An 18,042-nucleotide genomic window follows, 5' to 3' on the forward strand; every position below is an offset into this window, starting at 1 on the left:
CAACCCCTTGCCATGGCCTCGTAGGCGAGTAACGTCGATTACATGATTACAACGGATCAGCGTGAGCGGTTGCGTGGCTGGTTCGCCGGCCGGCTGCCGGACGGTCTCTTCGAGAGGCTGGTGGAGGTGACGGTCGACCGCGAGGAGATCACCGTCATCGGTGAGATCCCCGAGCCCCGGCTGCCCGAGTCCGCCTCGGCGGTCGAGCGGGAGGCGGCGGTACAGGGCCGGGTGCAGGAGTTCCGGGAGCGGACCCGCGAGGAACGGGTCGGCGTGGCCCGGGAGGCCGAGCACCGGTTCCGCAAGAAGGTGTCGTGGGGCGTCGAGTGCGGGGGCGAGCGAGTGCTGTTCACCCACGTCGCGGCCCCGGTGATGACCCGGCTGCGGCAGCCGGAACGGCAGGTACTGGACACCCTGGTCGCCGCCGGTGTGGCCCGCAGCCGCAGCGACGCGCTCGCCTGGTGCGTCCGGCTCGTACGACGGCACACCGACGACTGGCTGAGCGAGCTGCGGGACTCCCTGGAGCAGGTCCAGCGGGTGCGCGCCCAGGGCCCCGACGCCGAGCCCGCGAACGAGCCCGGCGAGGGGAACGACTCCTAGGCGCCCGCCCGGTCAGAGCGTGACCGGTCGGGGTTGACCGGTCGGGGCTGACCGGTCGGGGCTGACCGGTCAGCCCGTGACCAGCAGCACCTTCCCGATGTGCCCGCTGTCCTCCACGACCCGATGCCCGGCGGCCGCGTCGCTCATCGGCAGCTCGCGGTCGACGACGGGACGCACATGCCCGCCGGCGAACAGCGGCCACACGTGCTCGCGTACGGCGGCGACGATGGCCGCCTTCTCGCCCAGGGGCCGGGCCCTCAGCGAGGTCGCGCTGATCGCGCCGCGCTTGTTCAGCAGGGCGGCGATGTTCAGCTCGGCCTTCACGCCGCCCTGCATGCCGATGATCGCGAGCCGCCCGTTGACGGCGAGGGCGCGCACATTGCGGTCCAGGTACTTGGCGCCCATGTTGTCGAGGATGACGTCCACGCCGGCGCCGTCGGTCGCCTTGCGGACCTCCTCGACGAAGTCCTGCTCGCGGTAGTTGACCAGGATGTCGGCGCCGAGTTCGGCGCAGTAGTCCAGCTTCTCCTTCGTGCCCGCGGTGACCGCGACCTTCGCGCCGACCGCCTTGGCGAGCTGGATCGCCATCGTGCCGATGCCGCTGGAGCCGCCGTGCACCAGCAGCGTCTCGCCGGGCCGCAGGTGGGCGACCATGAACACGTTCGACCAGACCGTGCAGACCACCTCGGGCAGCGCGGCGGCCTGCGTCAGCTGAACGCCCTGCGGCAGCGGCAGCAACTGACCGGCGGGCACGGCGACCTTCTCGGCGTAGCCGCCGCCCGACAGCAACGCGCACACCTCGTCGCCGACGGACCAGCCGGACACGCCGGGGCCGAGCGCGGCGATCCGCCCGGAGCACTCCAGTCCGGGGTACGGGGACGCGCCGGGCGGCGGGTCGTAGAAGCCCTGCCGCTGCAGGATGTCGGCGCGGTTGACGGCGCTGGCCGCCACCTCGACCAGCACCTCGCCCTCGCCGGGCACCGGGTCGGGGACCTCGTCCCACACCAGTGCCTCGGGCCCACCAGGTTCGGGAATCGTGATCGCATGCATGAGGGCGACGCTACTCCTGCCCCGCACCCGCGCCACGGGACGTCCACCGTGTCCGCGCCATGGCAGGGGCGGACGGTGCCGACGACGCCCGGGCGGGGTGAGTGGTGTCGATGCCCGGGCGGAGTGGGTGGTGTCCGCCGGGGCGTGTCCTCGTGCCGCAGGCCCGGGGCTCAAGTGGACGCGGGCCCGGGGCTCAAGTGCGCGCGGGCCAGGGCTCAAGTGCACGCGGGCCCGGGGCCGGCCGGCGGCTCCGGTGCCCGGACGATCGTGATGAGCCGGTCCGTCAACTGGAGCACGCCCACGGCCGGGTCGTCGTAGCCCAGCACCCGGTGCCCGCGCACCACGCTCACCACCAGGTCCTGCGTCTCCCGCGGGCGGCGGCCCGCCTCGGCCCGGGTGACCGGCCGCTCCACCAGGTCCAGCCCGCTGCCCTGCTGGATGAGGTCCTCCATGACCACCCCCGCCGCGGGGCTGAGCACGGACAGCCCCAGCAGCCGGCCCGCCGCGCCCGCGCTGGTGATGACCTCGTCGGCGCCCGACTGCTTGAGCAGCGGCGCGTTCTCCTCCTCCCGCACCGCGGCCACGATCATCGCGTCCGCGTTAAGCTGGCGGGCCGTCAGCGCGACCAGGACGGCCGTGTCGTCGCGCTGGGTCGCGATGACGATCCGTCCGGCCCGCTGCACCTCCGCCCGGCGCAGCACGTCACTGCGGGTGCCGTCGCCGACCACGCCGGTGTAGCCCTCTGCGATCGCGGCGTCGATCACCTTCGCGGACGGGTCGATCACCACGACCCGCTCCTTCTTCAGCCCCGTCGCGCACACGGTCCGGATGGCGGACCGTCCCTTGGTGCCGAAGCCGACGACAACGGTGTGGTCGCGCACGGTGGCCTCCCAGCTCGTGTTGGATCCTGACGGGCACGGCCCCGTCCGCAACCATGGTGCCGTCCGAACGGATCACCGAAGCAGGGGGCACACGATGAAGGCCGAGCACCCATCGACGCGACGGGCGCGGAAGTCCTCGCTCCTGCGGTCGGTCTGGTACCGCACGCGCACCGAGGCCCGTGACGACGCCGAGGCCGGCCGGGCCATCACCATGCCCACCCAGACGGTCACGCCCCCGCTGCAACAGGTGCTGCGGCGCCTCGCGATGGCCCTGCTGGTCCTCGTCGTCACCACGCTCATCGTCTACGCCGACCGCGACGGCTACCGCGACGGCGCCGACGACGTGGTCGACCTGCTCGACGCGGCCTACTACGCCACGGTCACCCTCTCCACCACCGGCTACGGCGACATCACCCCGGTCAGCGACTCGGCCCGGTTCGTGAACATCCTCATCATCACGCCCCTGCGCGTGCTGTTCCTGATCATCCTGGTCGGCACCACCCTGGAAGTCCTCACCGAGCGCACCCGCCAGCAGGTCCGCATCCACCGCTGGCGCTCCCGCACCCAGAACCACGTTGTCGTCATCGGCTACGGCACGAAGGGCCGCCACGCCGTGCAGACACTCGTCGGACAGGGCATCGCCCGGGACCGGATCGTCGTCGTGGACTCCCAGCGCAAGGCGGCGAACGCGGCCGCCGACGACGGCCTGGTCTCGGTCACCGGTGACGCCACGCGGTCCGAGACGCTGCTCAAGGCCGAGGTGCAGCGGGCCGGTCGGGTCATCGTCGCCCCGCAGCGCGACGACACCGCCACGCTGGTCACGCTCACGGCCCGTCAGCTCAACCGGCGCGCCACGATCGTCGCGGCCGTACGGGAGGACGAGAACGCGCCGTTGCTCAAGCAGTCGGGCGCGGACACGGTCATCACCACGTCCAGTTCGGCCGGGCGCCTGCTCGGGGTGTCCATGGTGAGCCCGTCCGTGGCCCGGACCCTGGAGGACCTGATGACCCTCGGCAGCGGCCTCGACCTCGTGGAGCGGCCCGTGACGGCGGAGGAGGTCGGAAGGGCGCCGCGCGCCTGTGCCGACGTGGTGGTGGCGGTGGTGCGCGGCAAACACCTGCTGGCCTACACCGATCCCCGGCTGTCGGAGCTGCGCGCCGGGGACCGCGTGATCACGGTGAGCCGAGCGGTACCGGCTCCCGAGGAGGGGTGAGCGGGCTCGCCGAGGGTGTTTCACGTGAAACACCCCAGTGGCGGCGTTTCACGTGAAACATACGCAGGGTGACGTTCCTGACGAATGACCCGGGTGACGGTGTTTCACGTGAAACAGACGCCGATTCCTCCGGTCGCCCACGGCAGGTCGAGCATCTCCGTCTCCCGCCCCTGCGCGGCCCCGCCCGGCGGGACGACGGCGAGGGCGTCGGCCGCCGCGATGCCCCGCAGCATCGCCGGGCCGTTGTAGTGCAGCGGTACGGCCTGGTCGCCGCGCAGGACGACCGGGACGAGCCGGGTGTCGTGCGGATGGCCGTGCACCGCGTCCCGCAGCGGGAGGCTGTAGCGCTCGGGTACCGGGTGGGCGGCGAGCGCGCGCAGCAGCGGCTCGGCGAGCGTGAGCAGGCCGGAGACCGCGGCCAGCGGGTTGCCGGGCAGCCCGACGAGGTGCTGGTCCTCCTTGAGCCGGGCGAGCAGCATCGGGTGCCCGGGGCGCACCTTGACGCCGTCGACCAGCAGCTCGGCGCCGATCCGCCGCAGCGTGGGGTGGACGTGATCCACGGGACCCGCGGCGGTGCCGCCGGTGGTGACGATCAGATCGGCCTCGGACGTGGTGACGGCGGTGTACAGGGCCTCGGCGTCGTCCCCGAGCCGGCGCACGGAGGTGACCTCGGCGCCGAGCGCGCGCAGCCACGGCGGCAGCAGCGGGCCCAGGGCGTCCCGGATCAGTCCCTCGCGCGGCAGCCCCTCGGTGAGCAGTTCGTCGCCGAGGACGAGAAGGTCGACGCGCGGCCGGCGTACGGCGGTGAGGGTGTCGTAGCCGGCGGCCGCCGCCAGGCCGAGCACCGCCGGGGTGACGAGGGCTCCGGCGGCGAGCAGCTGGTCGCCCTTGCGGCACTCCTGGCCGCGGGGGCGGATGTCCTGACCGGGGACGATCTCCCGGGTGGCGTGCAGCCGGTCCTTGTCGTCGGTGCGGCCGTGCTCGCTGCGCAGCACCGCTGTGGTGTCCGCCGGGACGCGGGCGCCGGTGGCGATGCGGACGGCCTCGCCGTCGGAGAGTGGTTCGGGCTCGGCGTTCCCGGCGAGCACTCCGGTCTCGCGGACGTCCCAGGGTCCCGGTCCGGCGACCGCCCAGCCGTCCATCGCGGAGGTGTCGAAGGACGGCAGGTCGGTGAGGGCGGTGAGCGGGGCGGCCAGGGACAGGCCGAGCGCGTCGGTCAGGGACACGGAGACGGTGGTGTCGCGGCCGGCACGCGCTCGTCCGGCGCGGGCGGCGATCGCGCGGGCCTCGGGCCAGGGGGTTGCCTTGTGCCGGGTGTCCCGGCCGGAGCGGCCGGAGTCGCCGGGCGCGTCCCCGCCGCCGTTCCGGCCGTGGGAGCGCCGGTCCGCGCCGCCGTTCCGGCCGTCGGAGCGCCGGTCGGTGCCGCCGTGCCGATCGCCCTTGTGCCGGTCGCCCGTGTACTGGTCGTCGGGGGAGTCGGCTCCCGTGGCGGGCGCGGGGACGTGCTCGCCGGCACGGCCGGGGTGCGGCTGGTCCTTGACCAGGGCGAGCGCCTCCTCGACGTCGAGGTCGTCGGCGTCCGGCTCGTCCCGGATGCCGCGGGCGGTCATCCGGCGTCCGGGCGGGTGTCGGGCGTGGCGTCGGGGGCCACGTCGGGCTGATCCTCGCCCTCGCCGGCCCAGCGCTGGGCCAGGGCGGCGGCCTTGCGGGCGGCCTCGGCGACGGCCTCCGGGCCGCCTCCGGCGCTGGCGGCCGCGTAGCCGACGAGGAACGTGGTCAGCGGGGCCGCGGGGCGGGCCACGCCGTGGGCGGCGTCGCGGGCGAGGTCGAGCAGGACACCGGTGTCGACGTCGAGGTCGATGCCCAGCTCGTCCTTGACCGAGGAGATCCATTCATCCAACACGTGCCCATGCTCCCTGATGCGTGCTCTGGCGGTGGCGATGTCGTCCCAGGTGTCGCAGTCGAAGGACGCGACCGGGTCGGTGAGGCGGGTGAGGTCCAGACGTGCGGTGAGCCGGCGCAGGGGCAGGCCGGTGAGGTCCCCGTGCTCGGTGCCGAGGTGGGCGAGGGCGCGGCGCAGGCCGGCCGCGCGGTAGGCGGCGACGAGCGGCTGGTCGCGACCGTCGGGGTCGGTGAGCAGCACGCCGTCGGCCGGGGTGTCCCGCAGGGCGGCGAGCAGGCGGGCGACCGTGGCCGGGCCGAGGAAGGGCAGGTCGGCGGAGAGCAGCAGCACGTGGTCGGCGGCGGTGTGCCGCAGTCCGGCGGCGAGGGCGGCGAGGGGTCCCCCGCCGGGCGGGTCCTCGCGAGTCCAGAGGACCGGGCGGGAGGTGGGCCGGGGGTCGGCGACCACGACGGTGGTACGGGCGCCGGCGCAGGCCGTGAGCACGCGGTCGAGCAGGGGGCGTCCGCCCACCCGCACGCCGGGTTTGTCCGCGCCGCCGAGCCGCCGGGCGGCACCCCCGGCCAGCACGACGGCGTCGTAGGCGCCGGGGGCGCTGCCGTCACCGGTCTCGGGGGGCTCGTAGGCGGTCACCCCCCGAGTATGCGCGCCCCCACGATCACAGGGAACGCGGGATCACCAGGGCGGGCGGTCTCGGTGGACGCCCGCCCTCAGACGCACCCACCGCAGATCCACCCGATGCGCTGCCGCCGCCGCAGGCCGGCGTATCGACGGCCCGGCGGCGGCATCACGCTCACAGGGTCCGCAGCAGCACCGCCGGCTGTTCGACGCAGTCGGCGACATAGCGCAGGAAGCCTCCTGCCGTGCCGCCGTCGCACACCCGGTGGTCGAAGGTGAGCGAGAGCTGCACGACCTGGCGGACCGCCAGCTCGCCCTCGTGCACCCACGGCTTCGGCACGATGCGGCCGACGCCGAGCATGGCCGCCTCGGGGTGGTTGATGATCGGCGTGGAGCCGTCGACGCCGAACACGCCGTAGTTGTTCAGCGTGAAGGTGCCGCCGGTCAGTTCTCCGGGCGTCAGCGTGCCGGTGCGGGCGGCTTCGGTCAGCCGGGCGAACTCCGCGGTCAGCGACTCGGCGTCGCGGGCGTGGGCGTCCCGCACGACGGGCACGACCAGCCCGCGCTCGGTCTGCGCCGCGAACCCCAGGTGCACCTGGTCGAGCCGGACGATCTCCCGGGCCTCGGTGTCCACGGTGGAGTTCAGCTCGGGGAAGCGGGCCAGCGCGGCGGTGCAGATACGGGCCAGCAGGGCGAGGAGGGAGATCTTCGGCCCTCCGGCCGCGTTCATCGCGGCGCGGGCGCGCATCAGCTCCGTCGCGTCGGCGTCCACCCAGCACGTCGCGTCCGGGATCTCCCGGCGGCTGCGGGACAGCTTGTCGGCGACGGCCCCGCGAACGCCCTTGAGCGGGGTCCGGACGCCGTCGGCGGGCGCGGAGGAGAGCCGGGAGGGCGCGGGGGACGAGCGGACCGGCGTGTCGGCGGCCGGCGGTGCCTGCCGGGCCGTCGCGGCGCGCAGCGCCTGCTCGACGTCCGCGCGCAGGATGAGCCCGTCGGGTCCGGAGCCGTGCAGTTCGCGCAGGTCCAGGCCGTTGTCCCGGGCGAGCCGGCGGACGAGCGGGGAGATGACCGGGACGGGGCCCTCGGCGTGGAGCGGGGCGGTGCGGGCGGGTGCGGGCTGCACCACGCCCGGCTCGCGGAAGCCCACGGCCCCCGGTTCCGTGCGGGCCGCCCCGTGCGTCCGGCCGGAGCCCGGTGCCGGGTGCCCGGGCGCGGACGGACCGCCCGGTGTGCCCGCGCCGAGGGGGCCGGCCGCCCGCACCCGGCGGCGCCGCGCGGGGGGCGCCCCGGTGCCGTAGCCGACCAGGACGTTGCCCGAGCCCTCGGTGGTGCCGGAGCCCGCGCGCGAGGCCTCCTCCGCGCCGGGGAGTCCGCCCCCTGCTGGCGCGTCACCGCCGGAGGCGGGCGCGCCGACCGCCACGGTCAGCAGCGGCGCCCCGACGGGCAGCTCCTCGCCCTCCTCGCCGAAGCGTGCGGTGACCACGCCGCCGTAGGGGCAGGGCACCTCGACCATCGCCTTGGCGGTCTCGACCTCGACGACGGGCTGGTCGACGGCGACGACGTCACCGACCTGGACCAGCCAGCGCACGATCTCCGCCTCGGTGAGCCCCTCACCGAGGTCGGGCAGCTTGAACTCCAGCACCTGTGCCATCAGCCCTCGGCCTCCCACTGCAGACGCGCCACGGCGTCCAGGATCCGGTCGACGCCGGGAAGGTGGTGCCGCTCCAGCATCGGCGGCGGGTAGGGGATGTCGAAGCCGGCCACGCGCAGCACCGGCGCCTCCAGGTGGTGGAAGCAGCGCTCGGTGACCCGGGCGGCGATCTCCCCGCCGGGGCCGCCGAAGGTGCCGGACTCGTGGACGACGACCGCGCGCCCGGTGCGCCGCACGGACGCGCAGACCGTCTCGTCGTCGAAGGGCACCAGGGAGCGCAGGTCGACGACCTCCAGGTCCCAGCCCTCGGCGCGGGCGGCCTCGGCGGCCTCCAGGCAGACGGGGAGCGACGGGCCGTAGGTGATCAGCGTGGCGCTGCGGCCGGTGCGGCGCACCACCGCGCGCCCGATGGGCTCGACGGGGGTGGGCTCGTCGGGGTTCCAGGAGTCCTTCGACCAGTACAGGCGCTTGGGTTCGAGGAAGACGACCGGGTCGTCGGAGGCGATGGCCGCGCGCAGCAGCCCGTAGGCGTCGGCGACGGTCGCGGGCGTGACGACATGGAGCCCCGGAGTCGCCATGTAGTACGCCTCGGAGGAGTCGCTGTGGTGCTCGACGCCGCCGATGCCGCCGCCGTAGGGGACGCGGACGGTGAGGGGCAGGGGCATCTTTCCGCGGGTGCGGTTGCGCATGCGGGCGACATGGCTGACGAGCTGCTCGAACGCCGGGTAGGCGAAGGCGTCGAACTGCATCTCGACGACCGGGCGCAGGCCGTACATGGCCATGCCGACGGCGGTGCCGAGGATGCCGGCCTCGGCGAGCGGGGTGTCGGTGCAGCGGTCGTCGCCGAACTCCTTGGCCAGGCCGTCGGTGACGCGGAAGACGCCGCCGAGGGTGCCGACGTCCTCGCCCATGACGTGCACGGCGGGGTCGGCCGCCAGCGCGTCGCGCAGCGCGCGCGTGAGGGCCTGCGCCATGGTGGCGGGCTTGACGGCGACGGTGGTCATCGGTGCGTCCCTTCCTGGCCGTTCTCCCGCTCGGCCGCCAGTTCGGCCTCCAGCAGCGCCTGCTGCTCACGCAGCTGCGGCGTGGGCTCGGCGAAGACGTGCGCGAACAGGTCGGCGGGGTCGAGCTGCGGGTCGCGGTTCATGCGTTCGCGCAGGTCGGCGGCGAGGGCCTCGGCGTCCTGGCGGGCGGCCTCGATGCCGTCCTCGTCGAGCAGGCCGCGTTCGGTCAGCTCGTGCTCCAGCAGCCGGATCGGGTCATGGGCGCGCCAGGCCTCGACCTCGCCGTCGCCGCGGTAGCGGGTGGCGTCGTCGGCGTTGGTGTGGGCGTCCACGCGGTAGGTGATGGCCTCGACGAGGGTGGGGCCGCCACCGGCGCGCGCGTGGCGCACCGCGTCGGAGAGGACCTCGTGCACGGCGGCCGCGTCGTTGCCGTCGACCAGGCGGCCGGGCATGCCGTAGCCGACGGCCTTGTGGGCCAGGGAGGGCGCGGCGGTCTGCTTGGCGAGGGGGACGGAGATCGCGAAGCCGTTGTTCTGCACCAGGAAGACGACGGGGGCCTGCCAGACGGCGGCGAAGTTCAGCGCCTCGTGGAAGTCGCCCTCGCTGGTGCCGCCGTCGCCGACCAGGGCGAGGGCGACCACGTCGTCGCCCTTGAGGCGGGCGGCGTGCGCGAGGCCGACGGCGTGCGGGAGCTGGGTGGCCAGCGGGGTGCTCAGCGGGGCGACGCGGTGCTCGTAGGGGTCGTAGCCGGTGTGCCAGTCGCCGCGCAGCAGCGTGAGCGCCTCGACCGGGTCCACGCCGCGGGCGACGGCGGCGAGGGTGTCGCGGTAGCTGGGGAAGAGCCAGTCCTGCTCCTGCAGGACGAGCGCGGCGGCGATCTCGCAGGCCTCCTGCCCGGTGCTGGAGGGGTACACGGCCAGGCGGCCCTGCTTGGTCAGGGCGGTGGCCTGGGCGTTGTAGCGGCGGCCGCGCACCAGGTGCGCGTACAGGCGGCGCAGCAGCGCCGGATCGGCCTTGGCGGCGGCCTCGGTGCCGAGGACCCGGTAGGGCTCGGCGTCGGGCAGCAGCGGCCCGGGATCCGTGCGGGGCTGCCAGGCGGGCGGCGGCGAGGGCTTGTACGCGCCTCGCTGCTCCATGACCGTCATGACGGCACCTCCTCGTGGGAGCGGCTGTAGGCGCAGCCTCAGTGATGCGCCTCACCTACCGATTGTTCGGTCGCCGGCACATTTTGGCTACGGGTGGCCTCAGGCTGTGGACAAACGGTTCTCCACAGCCTGAGATGAATGCAGTACGTCCATGGCAGGAAGGTGGGGGGACATGGCATCTGAACAAATGGCCGATCCCGCGGACCCGGCCGGGGGCCCGTCGGCGCCGGCGGTCCCGGCCACCGGAGGCCTGGCGTCGGCCGCGCGGCCGCTGGACGCCATCGACCACGACATCCTGCGGATGCTGCAGGCGGACGGCCGCGCCTCGATACGGTCGGTCGCCGAGCGGGTCCACGTCTCGCGCGCCAACGCCTACGCGCGCATCAACCGTCTCGTCGAGGACGGCGTCATCCGCGGTTTCGGCGCCCGCGTCGACCATGAGCGGGCGGGCCAGGGCACGTCGGCGTACATCACGCTGAAGATCGTGCAGAACTCCTGGCGGACCGTGCGCGAGCAGCTGCGGCAGCTGCCCGGCGCCTCCCACATCGCCCTGGTCGGGGGCGACTTCGACGTGCTGCTGCTCGTGCACACCTCCGACAACCGGGCCCTGCGCGAGCTGGTGCTCACCCGGCTCCAGGCGATCCCCGAGGTGCTCAGCACCCGCACGCTGCTGGTCTTCGAGGAGGAGGACCTGGAGCCCCAGGGCTGAGCCCGGCCGCGGCGGGACGGGGCCTCAGGCCCTGCGCAGTCCCGAGAACACCAACCGCGCCACCGCGTCGGCGACTTCGCGTTCGCCCATGCCGCGCCCGTCGGGCCGATACCACTCCACGATGGAGTTGATCATCCCGAAGACCAGCCGGGTCGCGAGCCGCACCTCCACGTCGCCGCGTACGTCCCCGTCCGCGGCCGCCGCCTTGAGCAGCTCGGCGACCCGGTGGTCGAAGTCGCGGCGCCGCTCCAGCGCCCACCGCTCGGTGCCCGTGTTGCCGCGCACCCGCAGCAGCAGCGTCACGTACGGCAGTTCCGCGATGAGCACCTCGACCATGCGCCGCACGACGTACTCCAGGCGCTCCGCGGCGCGCCCCACGCGTGCGTGCTCCTCGTCGAGGATCGCGAACAGCCCGTCCAGCGCCCGGCTGACGGCCCGCCGCAGCAGGTCCTCCTTGCCGGTGACGTGGTGGTAGATCGACGACTTGGAGATGCCGGCCGCTTTGGACAGGTGCTCCATGGAGGTGCCGTCGTAGCCGCGCTCGTTGAAGACGCGCACGGCGACGGAGAGCAGGGTCTCCGGGGTGTACGTGTCGCGCTTGGCGGTGGTCATGGGGTGCCCTCCCGCGAATCGGCGGCGTGCGCGTGGCGGTACAGCGCGAGCGAGGGGGCGTAACGCCCCGACGGCTCCCGCAGGTTCAGCTCCTCCAGCAGCTCGTGCACCCACCGCGTGCCCACGCGCCGGCTCCACTCGAAGGGGCCGAGGGGGTAGTTGACGCCGAGGCGCATCGCGGTGTCGACGTCCTCCTCGGTGGCGACGCCCTTGGCGACGGCGTCGTGCGCGAGGTCGACGATCCGGGCGACCGTGCGGGCGACGATCATGCCGGGCACGTCGCCGATGACGCTGACCTTCTTGCCGAGGGCCTGGAAGAGCCCGATGGCCTCGGAGAGGGTCTGCGCGGAGGTGTCCTGGGAGGCGGCCAGGGCGATGCGGCCGGCCTTGCGGTAGTCCAGGGCGAGGTCGAAGTAGACGACGTCGCTGAACTCCACGGAGGTCTGCCCGTCGGCGAGGGCCAGCTGGCCGCCGGAGGGCAGCACCAGGCGGGTGCCGTTGTCCTCGTCCTCGTCGCGGACCTGGATGCCCGCCTCGCGGATCAGCGCGAGGAGTTCGCCCGCGGGCCCCAGGTCGCCCTCGGCGACGACGTAGGCGGGTGCCTTCTGCGGCTCCGCGGTGTGCGGTTCGGGCCGCTCGGCGCCGTCCCGGTAGTCGTACCAGCCCTGGCCGCTCTTGCGGCCGAGCCGGCCGGACTCGACCAGGCGCCGCTGGGCGAGGGAGGGGGTGAAGCGCACGTCCTGGAAGAAGGACTGCCACACCGAGTGGGTGACGGACTCGTTGACGTCCTGCCCGATCAGGTCGGTCAGTTCGAACGCGCCCATCTTGAAGCCGCCGCTCTCGCGCAGCACGGCGTCGATGGTGGCCGGGTCGGCGCCCTGGGACTCCAGGACGGCGAAGGCCTCGGCGTAGAAAGGGCGCGCGATGCGGTTGACGATGAAGCCGGGGGTGTCCGCGCAGGCGACGGGCGTCTTGCCCCAGGCGCGGGCGGTCTCGTACGCGCGCGTGGCGGAGGAGACGTCGGTGGCGAAGCCGGAGACGACCTCGACGAGCGGCAGGAGCGGCGCGGGGTTGAAGAAGTGCAGGCCGACGAAGCGGCCGGGCTGGCGCAGGGCGCCGCCGATCGCGGTGACCGACAGGGAGGAGGTGTTGGTGGCGAGCAGGCAGTCCTCGCCGACGATCTCCTCCAGCTCGCGGAACAGCTGCTGCTTGACGTCCAGCCGCTCCAGGACCGCCTCGACGACGAGGGCGCAGCCGGCGAGGCCGGCGAGGGTGTCGGCGGGCGTGAGGCGGGCGCGGGCGGCGTCCCGGGCGGCGGCGGTGAGCCGGTCCTTCTCGACGAGCCGGTCGAGGCGGGCGCCGATCGCGTCGGCCGCTTCGGCGGCACGTCCCGGCACGGCGTCGTACAGCCGCACGGGGTGGCCGGCGACCAGCGCGACCTGGGCGATGCCCTGGCCCATGGTGCCGGTGCCGACGACGGCCACGGGGCTGCTGAGGTCGAGTGCTGTCATGTGCGCGATCCTCCCGCACGGCGTTTTCCACAGATGCGGCAGGCCCCCTTGTCCCGACCGATCGTTCGGTTACTCTAACTCTGTCCTGCTGTTCCCGCCCATGGTTTCGCCCAGGTCATGAACTCGACGAAGAGTTCTTGAGACGAGGAGTTGGTCCCGCATGGCCGCCGAACTGACCGCGAACGACCTGATCGCCAGGCACCGGCCCACCCTCGACCAGGCGCTCGAAGCGATCCGCACGCGCGCGTACTGGTCCCCGCACCCCGAGCACCCCAAGGCCTACGGCGAGGAGCACGGCAGCCTGGACGCGGCGGCGGGCAAGGCCGCCTTCGACGCCCTGCTCGGCACCCGCCTGGACCTGGACCAGCCCGGCACCGACGACTGGGTGGGCGGCGAGGTCTCCCCGTACGGCATCGAGCTGGGCGTGACGTACCCGCACGCGGACATCGACGTGCTGCTGCCCGCGATGAAGGCCGGGCAGCGCGCCTGGCGGGACGCGGGCGCCGAGGTGCGGGCCGTGGTGTGCCTGGAGATCCTCAAGCGGATCAGCGACCGGACGCACGAGTTCGCCCACGCCGTCAGTCACACCTCCGGCCAGGCGTTCATGATGGCGTTCCAGGCGGGCGGCCCGCACGCGCAGGACCGCGGCCTGGAGGCGGTGGCCTACGCGTACGTGGAGCAGGCCCGCACGCCCGAGGTCGCCGAGTGGACCAAGCCGCAGGGCAAGCGCGACCCGCTCGCCCTCACCAAGCAGTTCACGCCCGTCCCGCGCGGCATCGGCCTGGTCATCGGCTGCAACACCTTCCCGACCTGGAACGGCTACCCGGGCCTGTTCGCCTCGCTGGCCACTGGCAACGCCGTCCTGGTCAAGCCGCACCCGCGCGCGGTGCTGCCGCTCGCGCTGACCGTGCAGGTCGCGCGCCAGGTGCTCGCCGAGGCCGGCTTCGACCCCAACCTGGTGGCCCTGGCCGCCGAGCGGCCCGGCGAGGGCATCGCCAAGACGCTCGCCACCCGCCCGGAGATCCGGATCATCGACTACACCGGCTCGACGTCCTTCGGCGACTGGCTGGAGACCAACGCCCGCCAGGCGCAGGTCTACACCGAGAAGGCCGGCGTCAACACGGTGATCGTGGAGTCGACGGACGACTACAAGGGCATGCTGTCGAACCTGGCGTTCTCGCTGTCGCTGTACAGCGGCCAGATGTGCACCACCCCGCAGAACCTGCTGATCCCGCGCGAGGGCATCCGCACCGACGCCGGCCCGAAGTCGTACGACGAGGTGGTCGCCGACCTCGCGCGGGCCGTGGACGGCCTGCTGGGCGACGACGCCCGGGCGAACGCGCTGCTCGGCGCCATCGTCAACCCGGACGTGAAGGCGCGCCTGGAGGCGGCGGCCGGCCTCGGCGAGGTCGCCCTCGCCTCCCGCGAGATCGCCAACCCCGAGTTCCCGGGCGCGGTCGTGCGCACTCCGGTGATCGTCAAGCTGGACGGCGCCAAGCCGGACGCCGAGGCCGCCTACATGAGCGAGTGCTTCGGGCCCGTCTCCTTCGCCGTCGCCGTCGACTCGATCACCGACGCGGTGGAGCTGCTGCGGCGCACGATCCGCGAGAAGGGCGCGATGACGGTCGGCGCCTACACGAGCGACGGCGAGGTCCAGGAGCAGATCGAGGAGGTCTGCCTGGAGGAGGCCGCCCAGCTGTCCTTCAACCTCACCGGCGGGGTGTACGTCAACCAGACGGCGGCGTTCTCCGACTTCCACGGCTCGGGCGGCAACCCGGCGGCCAACGCCGCGCTGTGCGACGGGGCGTTCGTGGCGAACCGCTTCCGCGTGGTGGAGGTGCGCCGGCAGGCCTGAGGCACGGGCCGCTCCCCCAGGGCGGGGCGCCCCCTAGCGGGGCCCTCCCTGACGGGCCGCGCCCCGAGGGCGGGCGCCCCTAGCGGGGCGCTCCCGTGCCCGCGCTCCAGTGGTACAGCGTCATGGCCACGCTGGTGGCCAGGTTGTAGCTGGAGACCTGGGGGCGCATCGGCAGTGCCAGCAGATGGTCCGCCCGCGCGCGCAGCGCCTCCGACAGGCCGCTGCGCTCGGAGCCGAAGGCGAGGACGGCGTCGTCGGGGAGCTTCACTCCCCGGATGTCCTCGCCCTCGGGGTCCAGCGCGAACAGCGGCCCCGGCGGCAGTTCCGCCGGCTCCAGCCGCTCCACGGCGGTCGCGAAGTGCAGTCCCGCACCGCCGCGCACGACCGTGGGGTGCCAGGGGTCGAGGGTGCCGGTGGTGACCACGCCGGTCGCGCCGAATCCGGCGGCCAGCCGGATCACGGCCCCGGCGTTGCCCAGGTTGCGCGGGTTGTCCAGGACCACGACCGGCGCCCGGCGGGGCAGGCGCGCCAGCGTCCGCAGATGCTCCTCCCGCCCTGGCCGTACGGCCAGGGCGGCGACGGCCGTGGGATGCGGGCGCGGCACCAGCGAGGCGTACGCCGTCTCGGGCACCTCGGTCAGCAGTCCGTCCAGCGCGTCCCGTACGTCCGGGGCCAGCTCGTCGGCGAGCGCGAGCGCGGCGCCGCGGTCGGTGGTGACCGCGACCGGCACCTCGGCGCCGAAGCGCACGGCGTGCTTGAGGGCGTGGAAGCCGTCCAGCAGCACCGCGGAACCGGCGAGGCGCCGCCAGGCGGCCAGGGGGTCGGTCATGCCGTAGAGCCTACGTGCGGCTGCTCGGCGGCCTCCGGGGAGCGCGGGGCGGGCAGCTCGGCGGTGCGGCCGGGCGGACGCAGCCGGCCACGCGCGCGTGCGGCGGCGTTCCCGAGGCGGCGCAGGAACGACGTCGGCAGGAACACCGAGTCCGCGACGATCATCGCCAGCGAGAAGAACGGCAGTCCGAGGACGACGGCGATCACCGCGTGCTCGGTCATCATCGCGGCCAGCAGGACGTTCTTCACCCGCCGGTTGAACAGGGTGAACGGGAAGGCGACCTGCACGATCACGGTGCCGTAGGTGACGACCAGCATGATCGTCCCGCTGGTGGACATCAGATCGGCGAGGCCGGGCCAGGGCGTGAAGTAGTCCAGGTGCAGCGGGTAGTAGACGGCGGTGCCGTCCTGCCAGCGCGAGCCCTGGATCTTGTACCAGCCGGCCGTGGCGTAGATCAGGCACGCCTCGGCCATGATCACCACCAGGGCGCCGTTGTGCAGCAGGTTGGCGATCACGTCCAGCAGGACGCGTGCCTGACCGCCGCGCGAGCGCCGGCCCATGATCCACCACAGGCCCTGCACCAGCCACACCGCCCACAGCAGCGCGGGAATCACCCACTCCTGACCGTCGAAGCGGCCGGCCGCGCTCGCCAGGACCAGCACCAGGCCGAGGACCGCCCACAGCGCGGGCCCCACGCGGTCCGGCGCCCGCTCGCCCCGCGCGCGTGCCCGCTCGGCCCGCCGCGCCCGGCGCGCGTCCAGCGACCAGACCTGGGCGCAGCGCGTGAAGACGAGGTAGATCGCCATCAGATGCAGGACGTTGTCGCCGCCGTCGCCCATGAAGACGCTGCGGTTCTGCAGCGACAGCACGCCGACCATGAACAGCACGGACGTGGTCCGGGTGCGCCAGCCGAGCGCGAGCAGCACGGAGGCGGCCACGGCGAGGGCGTAGACGAGCTCGAACCACACCCGGCTGTCGGACCACATCAGCACGGTGAAGGCGCCGTTGGTGCCGATCAGCTGCCGGGCCAGGTCCCAGCTCCACGGGCCGTCGGGGCCGTAGAGCTCGGCGCGGTGCGGGAACTCCCGCAGCAGGAACAGCAGCCAGGTGGTGGCGAAGCCGATGCGGATCAGCGCGGTCTGGTAAGGGCCGAGGGCGGCCTCGGTGACGCGGGCGATGGCGCCGGACACGGACAGGGCGAGACGGTTCACCGGGCACCTCCGCGCGCCTCGTCCTGCGAGACCGTCCACCAGGGCAGCTCCCGGAGCACCGGCTTCATCGAGACCTGCTCACCGCTCCACCGGGGCGGGGGCACGGGGGTGGTGCGGGAGCGGAACTGCACGCGCTCCACCGTGCCGCCGTCACCGGCCAGACCGGCCCGGTCCAGGCGGAGCACCGCGATCCGGCGCAGATACGTCTCGGCGAGCGTGCCGCGCAGGCCCAAGGGCCGGTTGTCGGCGGTGTGGGAGGCGGTGAGGAAGTCCCAGGCGCGGCGCAGCTCGTTCTGCTGGGTGTGGCTGGGCAGCGGGTTGCCCTGGATGTCACGGCCGTCCTGCGCGGACAGGCCGTACCAGTCGGTGGTGCGCACGTCGCCGCCCGCGGTGCGGATCTCGGCGCGGACCTCGACGGCGATGTTCTGCTGGAGCGGGTTGGGCGCGAACAGCTTCCAGTTCTGCTCGAACTCCGGGTAGATCCACTCGTCGACCACGGTGCCGTGTGCGCGGCTCACCGTGTTGGCGGGCGCGACGTGCAGAAAGACCATGCCGATGTGCACGCACACTGCGACGGCGACGGCGGCCAGCGCGAGCGCGGCACCGATCTGGTAGCGGGGGGAGAGAGCGGCCACGCCGGTGCGGGGGGCGGCGGGTGGAGGCGTGGCGTCGGGGGTGGCAGGTGGCGGTGTGGCCGCAGGTGTTGCAGGGGTCGCCGGCGCTGGAGGGGTCGCCGGTATCTCCGGGGTGGGCGGTGCCGGTGCTGCGGGTGCGCCGTCGGCGACAGACGGTGCCGGAGTTACTGGTGCGCCGTCGGCGCCAGGCGGGGTCGCCCGGACGGCTTGGCCGGGCTCGGGTGTGGGAGCAGCGTCCGGTGCGGGCGGGCGTTCGCGGTCCGCCGGGCGGCCGTCCGATCCCGGCGGGGCGTCCGCGCCACCGCCGTACGCGTCTTTACCGCCGTACGTGTCCATTCCGCCCCGTTTCCGATGTCCTGATGTCCAGCTCCGCCGTGGTGGTCTCCGGCCCCCGCCCGGCAGTCGCGCGGCGCGGCCGCGCGATGCCCGCACGGAACGGTACTCAGCCCCACCGGCCCGGCACAGCCCTCCCCCGGACCGCGGCCGCCGTGCACGTGCACGCGGTTGTCCACAGGGCGGGACACGGGTTGTCCACAGCGGTTGACACCTTACGACGCCCGTCCCACCATGGAATCGCACGGACCGAACGATCGGTCGGGAGCATGCCGGGTCAGAACC

General features: G+C 74.0%; 15 protein-coding genes and 1 pseudogene. 4 read left to right on the plus strand and 12 right to left on the minus strand.

Features of this window, described 5'->3' with window-relative positions; all coding sequences use genetic code 11:
- Positions 1 to 42 precede the first annotated feature (42 nt).
- Complete coding sequence (locus ACF1AL_RS23610) at positions 43 to 600, plus strand: hypothetical protein (RefSeq protein ID WP_386415325.1); 558 nt, start codon at positions 43 to 45, stop codon at positions 598 to 600.
- 69 nt (positions 601 to 669) lie between these two features.
- Here ACF1AL_RS23610 and ACF1AL_RS23615 read toward each other — a convergent pair whose 3' ends face one another.
- Both ACF1AL_RS23615 and ACF1AL_RS23620 read right to left on the minus strand, forming a co-directional pair.
- Positions 670 to 1,650, minus strand: a complete 981-nt coding sequence (locus ACF1AL_RS23615; protein ID WP_391827240.1) for an NAD(P)H-quinone oxidoreductase — start codon at positions 1,648 to 1,650, stop codon at positions 670 to 672.
- A 215-nt stretch (positions 1,651 to 1,865) separates the two neighbouring features.
- Positions 1,866 to 2,543, minus strand: a pseudogene (locus ACF1AL_RS23620) (potassium channel family protein); the annotation flags it as partial.
- Positions 2,544 to 2,625: 82 nt separating this feature from the next.
- On the opposite strand from ACF1AL_RS23620, the gene ACF1AL_RS23625 reads away from it, so the two are divergent.
- Positions 2,626 to 3,744, plus strand: a complete 1,119-nt coding sequence (locus ACF1AL_RS23625; RefSeq protein WP_391827242.1) for a potassium channel family protein — start codon at positions 2,626 to 2,628, stop codon at positions 3,742 to 3,744.
- Positions 3,745 to 3,848: 104 nt separating this feature from the next.
- On the opposite strand, the gene ACF1AL_RS23630 is transcribed toward ACF1AL_RS23625, so the two are convergent.
- The 5 genes from ACF1AL_RS23630 to pdhA all read right to left on the minus strand — a co-directional run bounded on the left by ACF1AL_RS23630 (position 3,849) and on the right by pdhA (position 10,062).
- Positions 3,849 to 5,354 carry a molybdopterin molybdotransferase MoeA gene (locus ACF1AL_RS23630; protein ID WP_391827244.1) on the minus strand — a complete coding sequence of 502 codons (1,506 nt, stop codon included), beginning with the start codon at positions 5,352 to 5,354 and terminating at the stop codon, positions 3,849 to 3,851.
- Complete coding sequence (locus ACF1AL_RS23635) at positions 5,351 to 6,277, minus strand: NTP transferase domain-containing protein (RefSeq protein ID WP_391820670.1); 927 nt, start codon at positions 6,275 to 6,277, stop codon at positions 5,351 to 5,353. Before ACF1AL_RS23635 ends, ACF1AL_RS23630 begins: the two co-directional genes overlap by 4 nt.
- A 160-nt stretch (positions 6,278 to 6,437) precedes the next feature.
- The gene (locus tag ACF1AL_RS23640; protein WP_391827246.1) at positions 6,438 to 7,913 is read right to left on the minus strand and encodes a dihydrolipoamide acetyltransferase family protein; all 1,476 of its coding nucleotides are present in this window, start codon (positions 7,911 to 7,913) and stop codon (positions 6,438 to 6,440) included.
- The gene (locus ACF1AL_RS23645) at positions 7,913 to 8,917 is read right to left on the minus strand and encodes an alpha-ketoacid dehydrogenase subunit beta (RefSeq protein ID WP_391827248.1); all 1,005 of its coding nucleotides are present in this window, start codon (positions 8,915 to 8,917) and stop codon (positions 7,913 to 7,915) included. The genes ACF1AL_RS23640 and ACF1AL_RS23645 overlap by 1 nt, the downstream gene beginning before the upstream one ends.
- Positions 8,914 to 10,062, minus strand: coding sequence for a pyruvate dehydrogenase (acetyl-transferring) E1 component subunit alpha (gene pdhA / locus ACF1AL_RS23650; RefSeq protein ID WP_366835272.1), 1,149 nt, complete (start codon positions 10,060 to 10,062; stop codon positions 8,914 to 8,916). Before pdhA ends, ACF1AL_RS23645 begins: the two co-directional genes overlap by 4 nt.
- A gap of 172 nt (positions 10,063 to 10,234) precedes the next feature.
- On the opposite strand from pdhA, the gene ACF1AL_RS23655 reads away from it, so the two are divergent.
- Positions 10,235 to 10,771, plus strand: a complete 537-nt coding sequence (locus ACF1AL_RS23655; protein WP_366835271.1) for an Lrp/AsnC family transcriptional regulator — start codon at positions 10,235 to 10,237, stop codon at positions 10,769 to 10,771.
- A 24-nt stretch (positions 10,772 to 10,795) separates the two neighbouring features.
- Here the strand turns inward: ACF1AL_RS23655 and ACF1AL_RS23660 are convergent, their stop codons facing one another.
- Positions 10,796 to 11,383 (minus strand): TetR/AcrR family transcriptional regulator, encoded by a 588-nt coding sequence (locus tag ACF1AL_RS23660; protein WP_366835270.1) that lies wholly within the window; start codon positions 11,381 to 11,383, stop codon positions 10,796 to 10,798.
- Positions 11,380 to 12,894: a 3-hydroxyacyl-CoA dehydrogenase gene (locus tag ACF1AL_RS23665; RefSeq protein WP_386911345.1), complete on the minus strand. Its 1,515-nt coding sequence runs from the start codon at positions 12,892 to 12,894 to the stop codon at positions 11,380 to 11,382. The genes ACF1AL_RS23660 and ACF1AL_RS23665 overlap by 4 nt, the downstream gene beginning before the upstream one ends.
- A gap of 160 nt (positions 12,895 to 13,054) precedes the next feature.
- Here ACF1AL_RS23665 and paaN point away from each other — a divergent pair, with 160 nt between their 5' ends.
- Positions 13,055 to 14,749, plus strand: coding sequence for a phenylacetic acid degradation protein PaaN (gene paaN, locus ACF1AL_RS23670; protein WP_391701073.1), 1,695 nt, complete (start codon positions 13,055 to 13,057; stop codon positions 14,747 to 14,749).
- A 79-nt stretch (positions 14,750 to 14,828) separates the two neighbouring features.
- Here paaN and ACF1AL_RS23675 read toward each other — a convergent pair whose 3' ends face one another.
- The 3 genes from ACF1AL_RS23675 to ACF1AL_RS23685 are packed head-to-tail and all read right to left on the minus strand — an operon-like array spanning position 14,829 to position 17,760.
- Positions 14,829 to 15,578 carry a TrmH family RNA methyltransferase gene (locus tag ACF1AL_RS23675; RefSeq protein WP_391701070.1) on the minus strand — a complete coding sequence of 250 codons (750 nt, stop codon included), beginning with the start codon at positions 15,576 to 15,578 and terminating at the stop codon, positions 14,829 to 14,831.
- Positions 15,575 to 16,789, minus strand: a complete 1,215-nt coding sequence (locus ACF1AL_RS23680; protein WP_391827250.1) for an HTTM domain-containing protein — start codon at positions 16,787 to 16,789, stop codon at positions 15,575 to 15,577. The genes ACF1AL_RS23675 and ACF1AL_RS23680 overlap by 4 nt, the downstream gene beginning before the upstream one ends.
- Entirely contained in the window at positions 16,786 to 17,760 is a 975-nt protein-coding gene (locus ACF1AL_RS23685; RefSeq protein WP_391827252.1) for a DUF5819 family protein, read from the minus strand. Before ACF1AL_RS23685 ends, ACF1AL_RS23680 begins: the two co-directional genes overlap by 4 nt.
- Between the last annotated feature and the right edge of the window lie 282 nt (positions 17,761 to 18,042).

It is taken from the genome of Streptomyces sp. NPDC014801 (assembly GCF_043082085.1).
GTDB lineage: Bacteria > Actinomycetota > Actinomycetes > Streptomycetales > Streptomycetaceae > Streptomyces.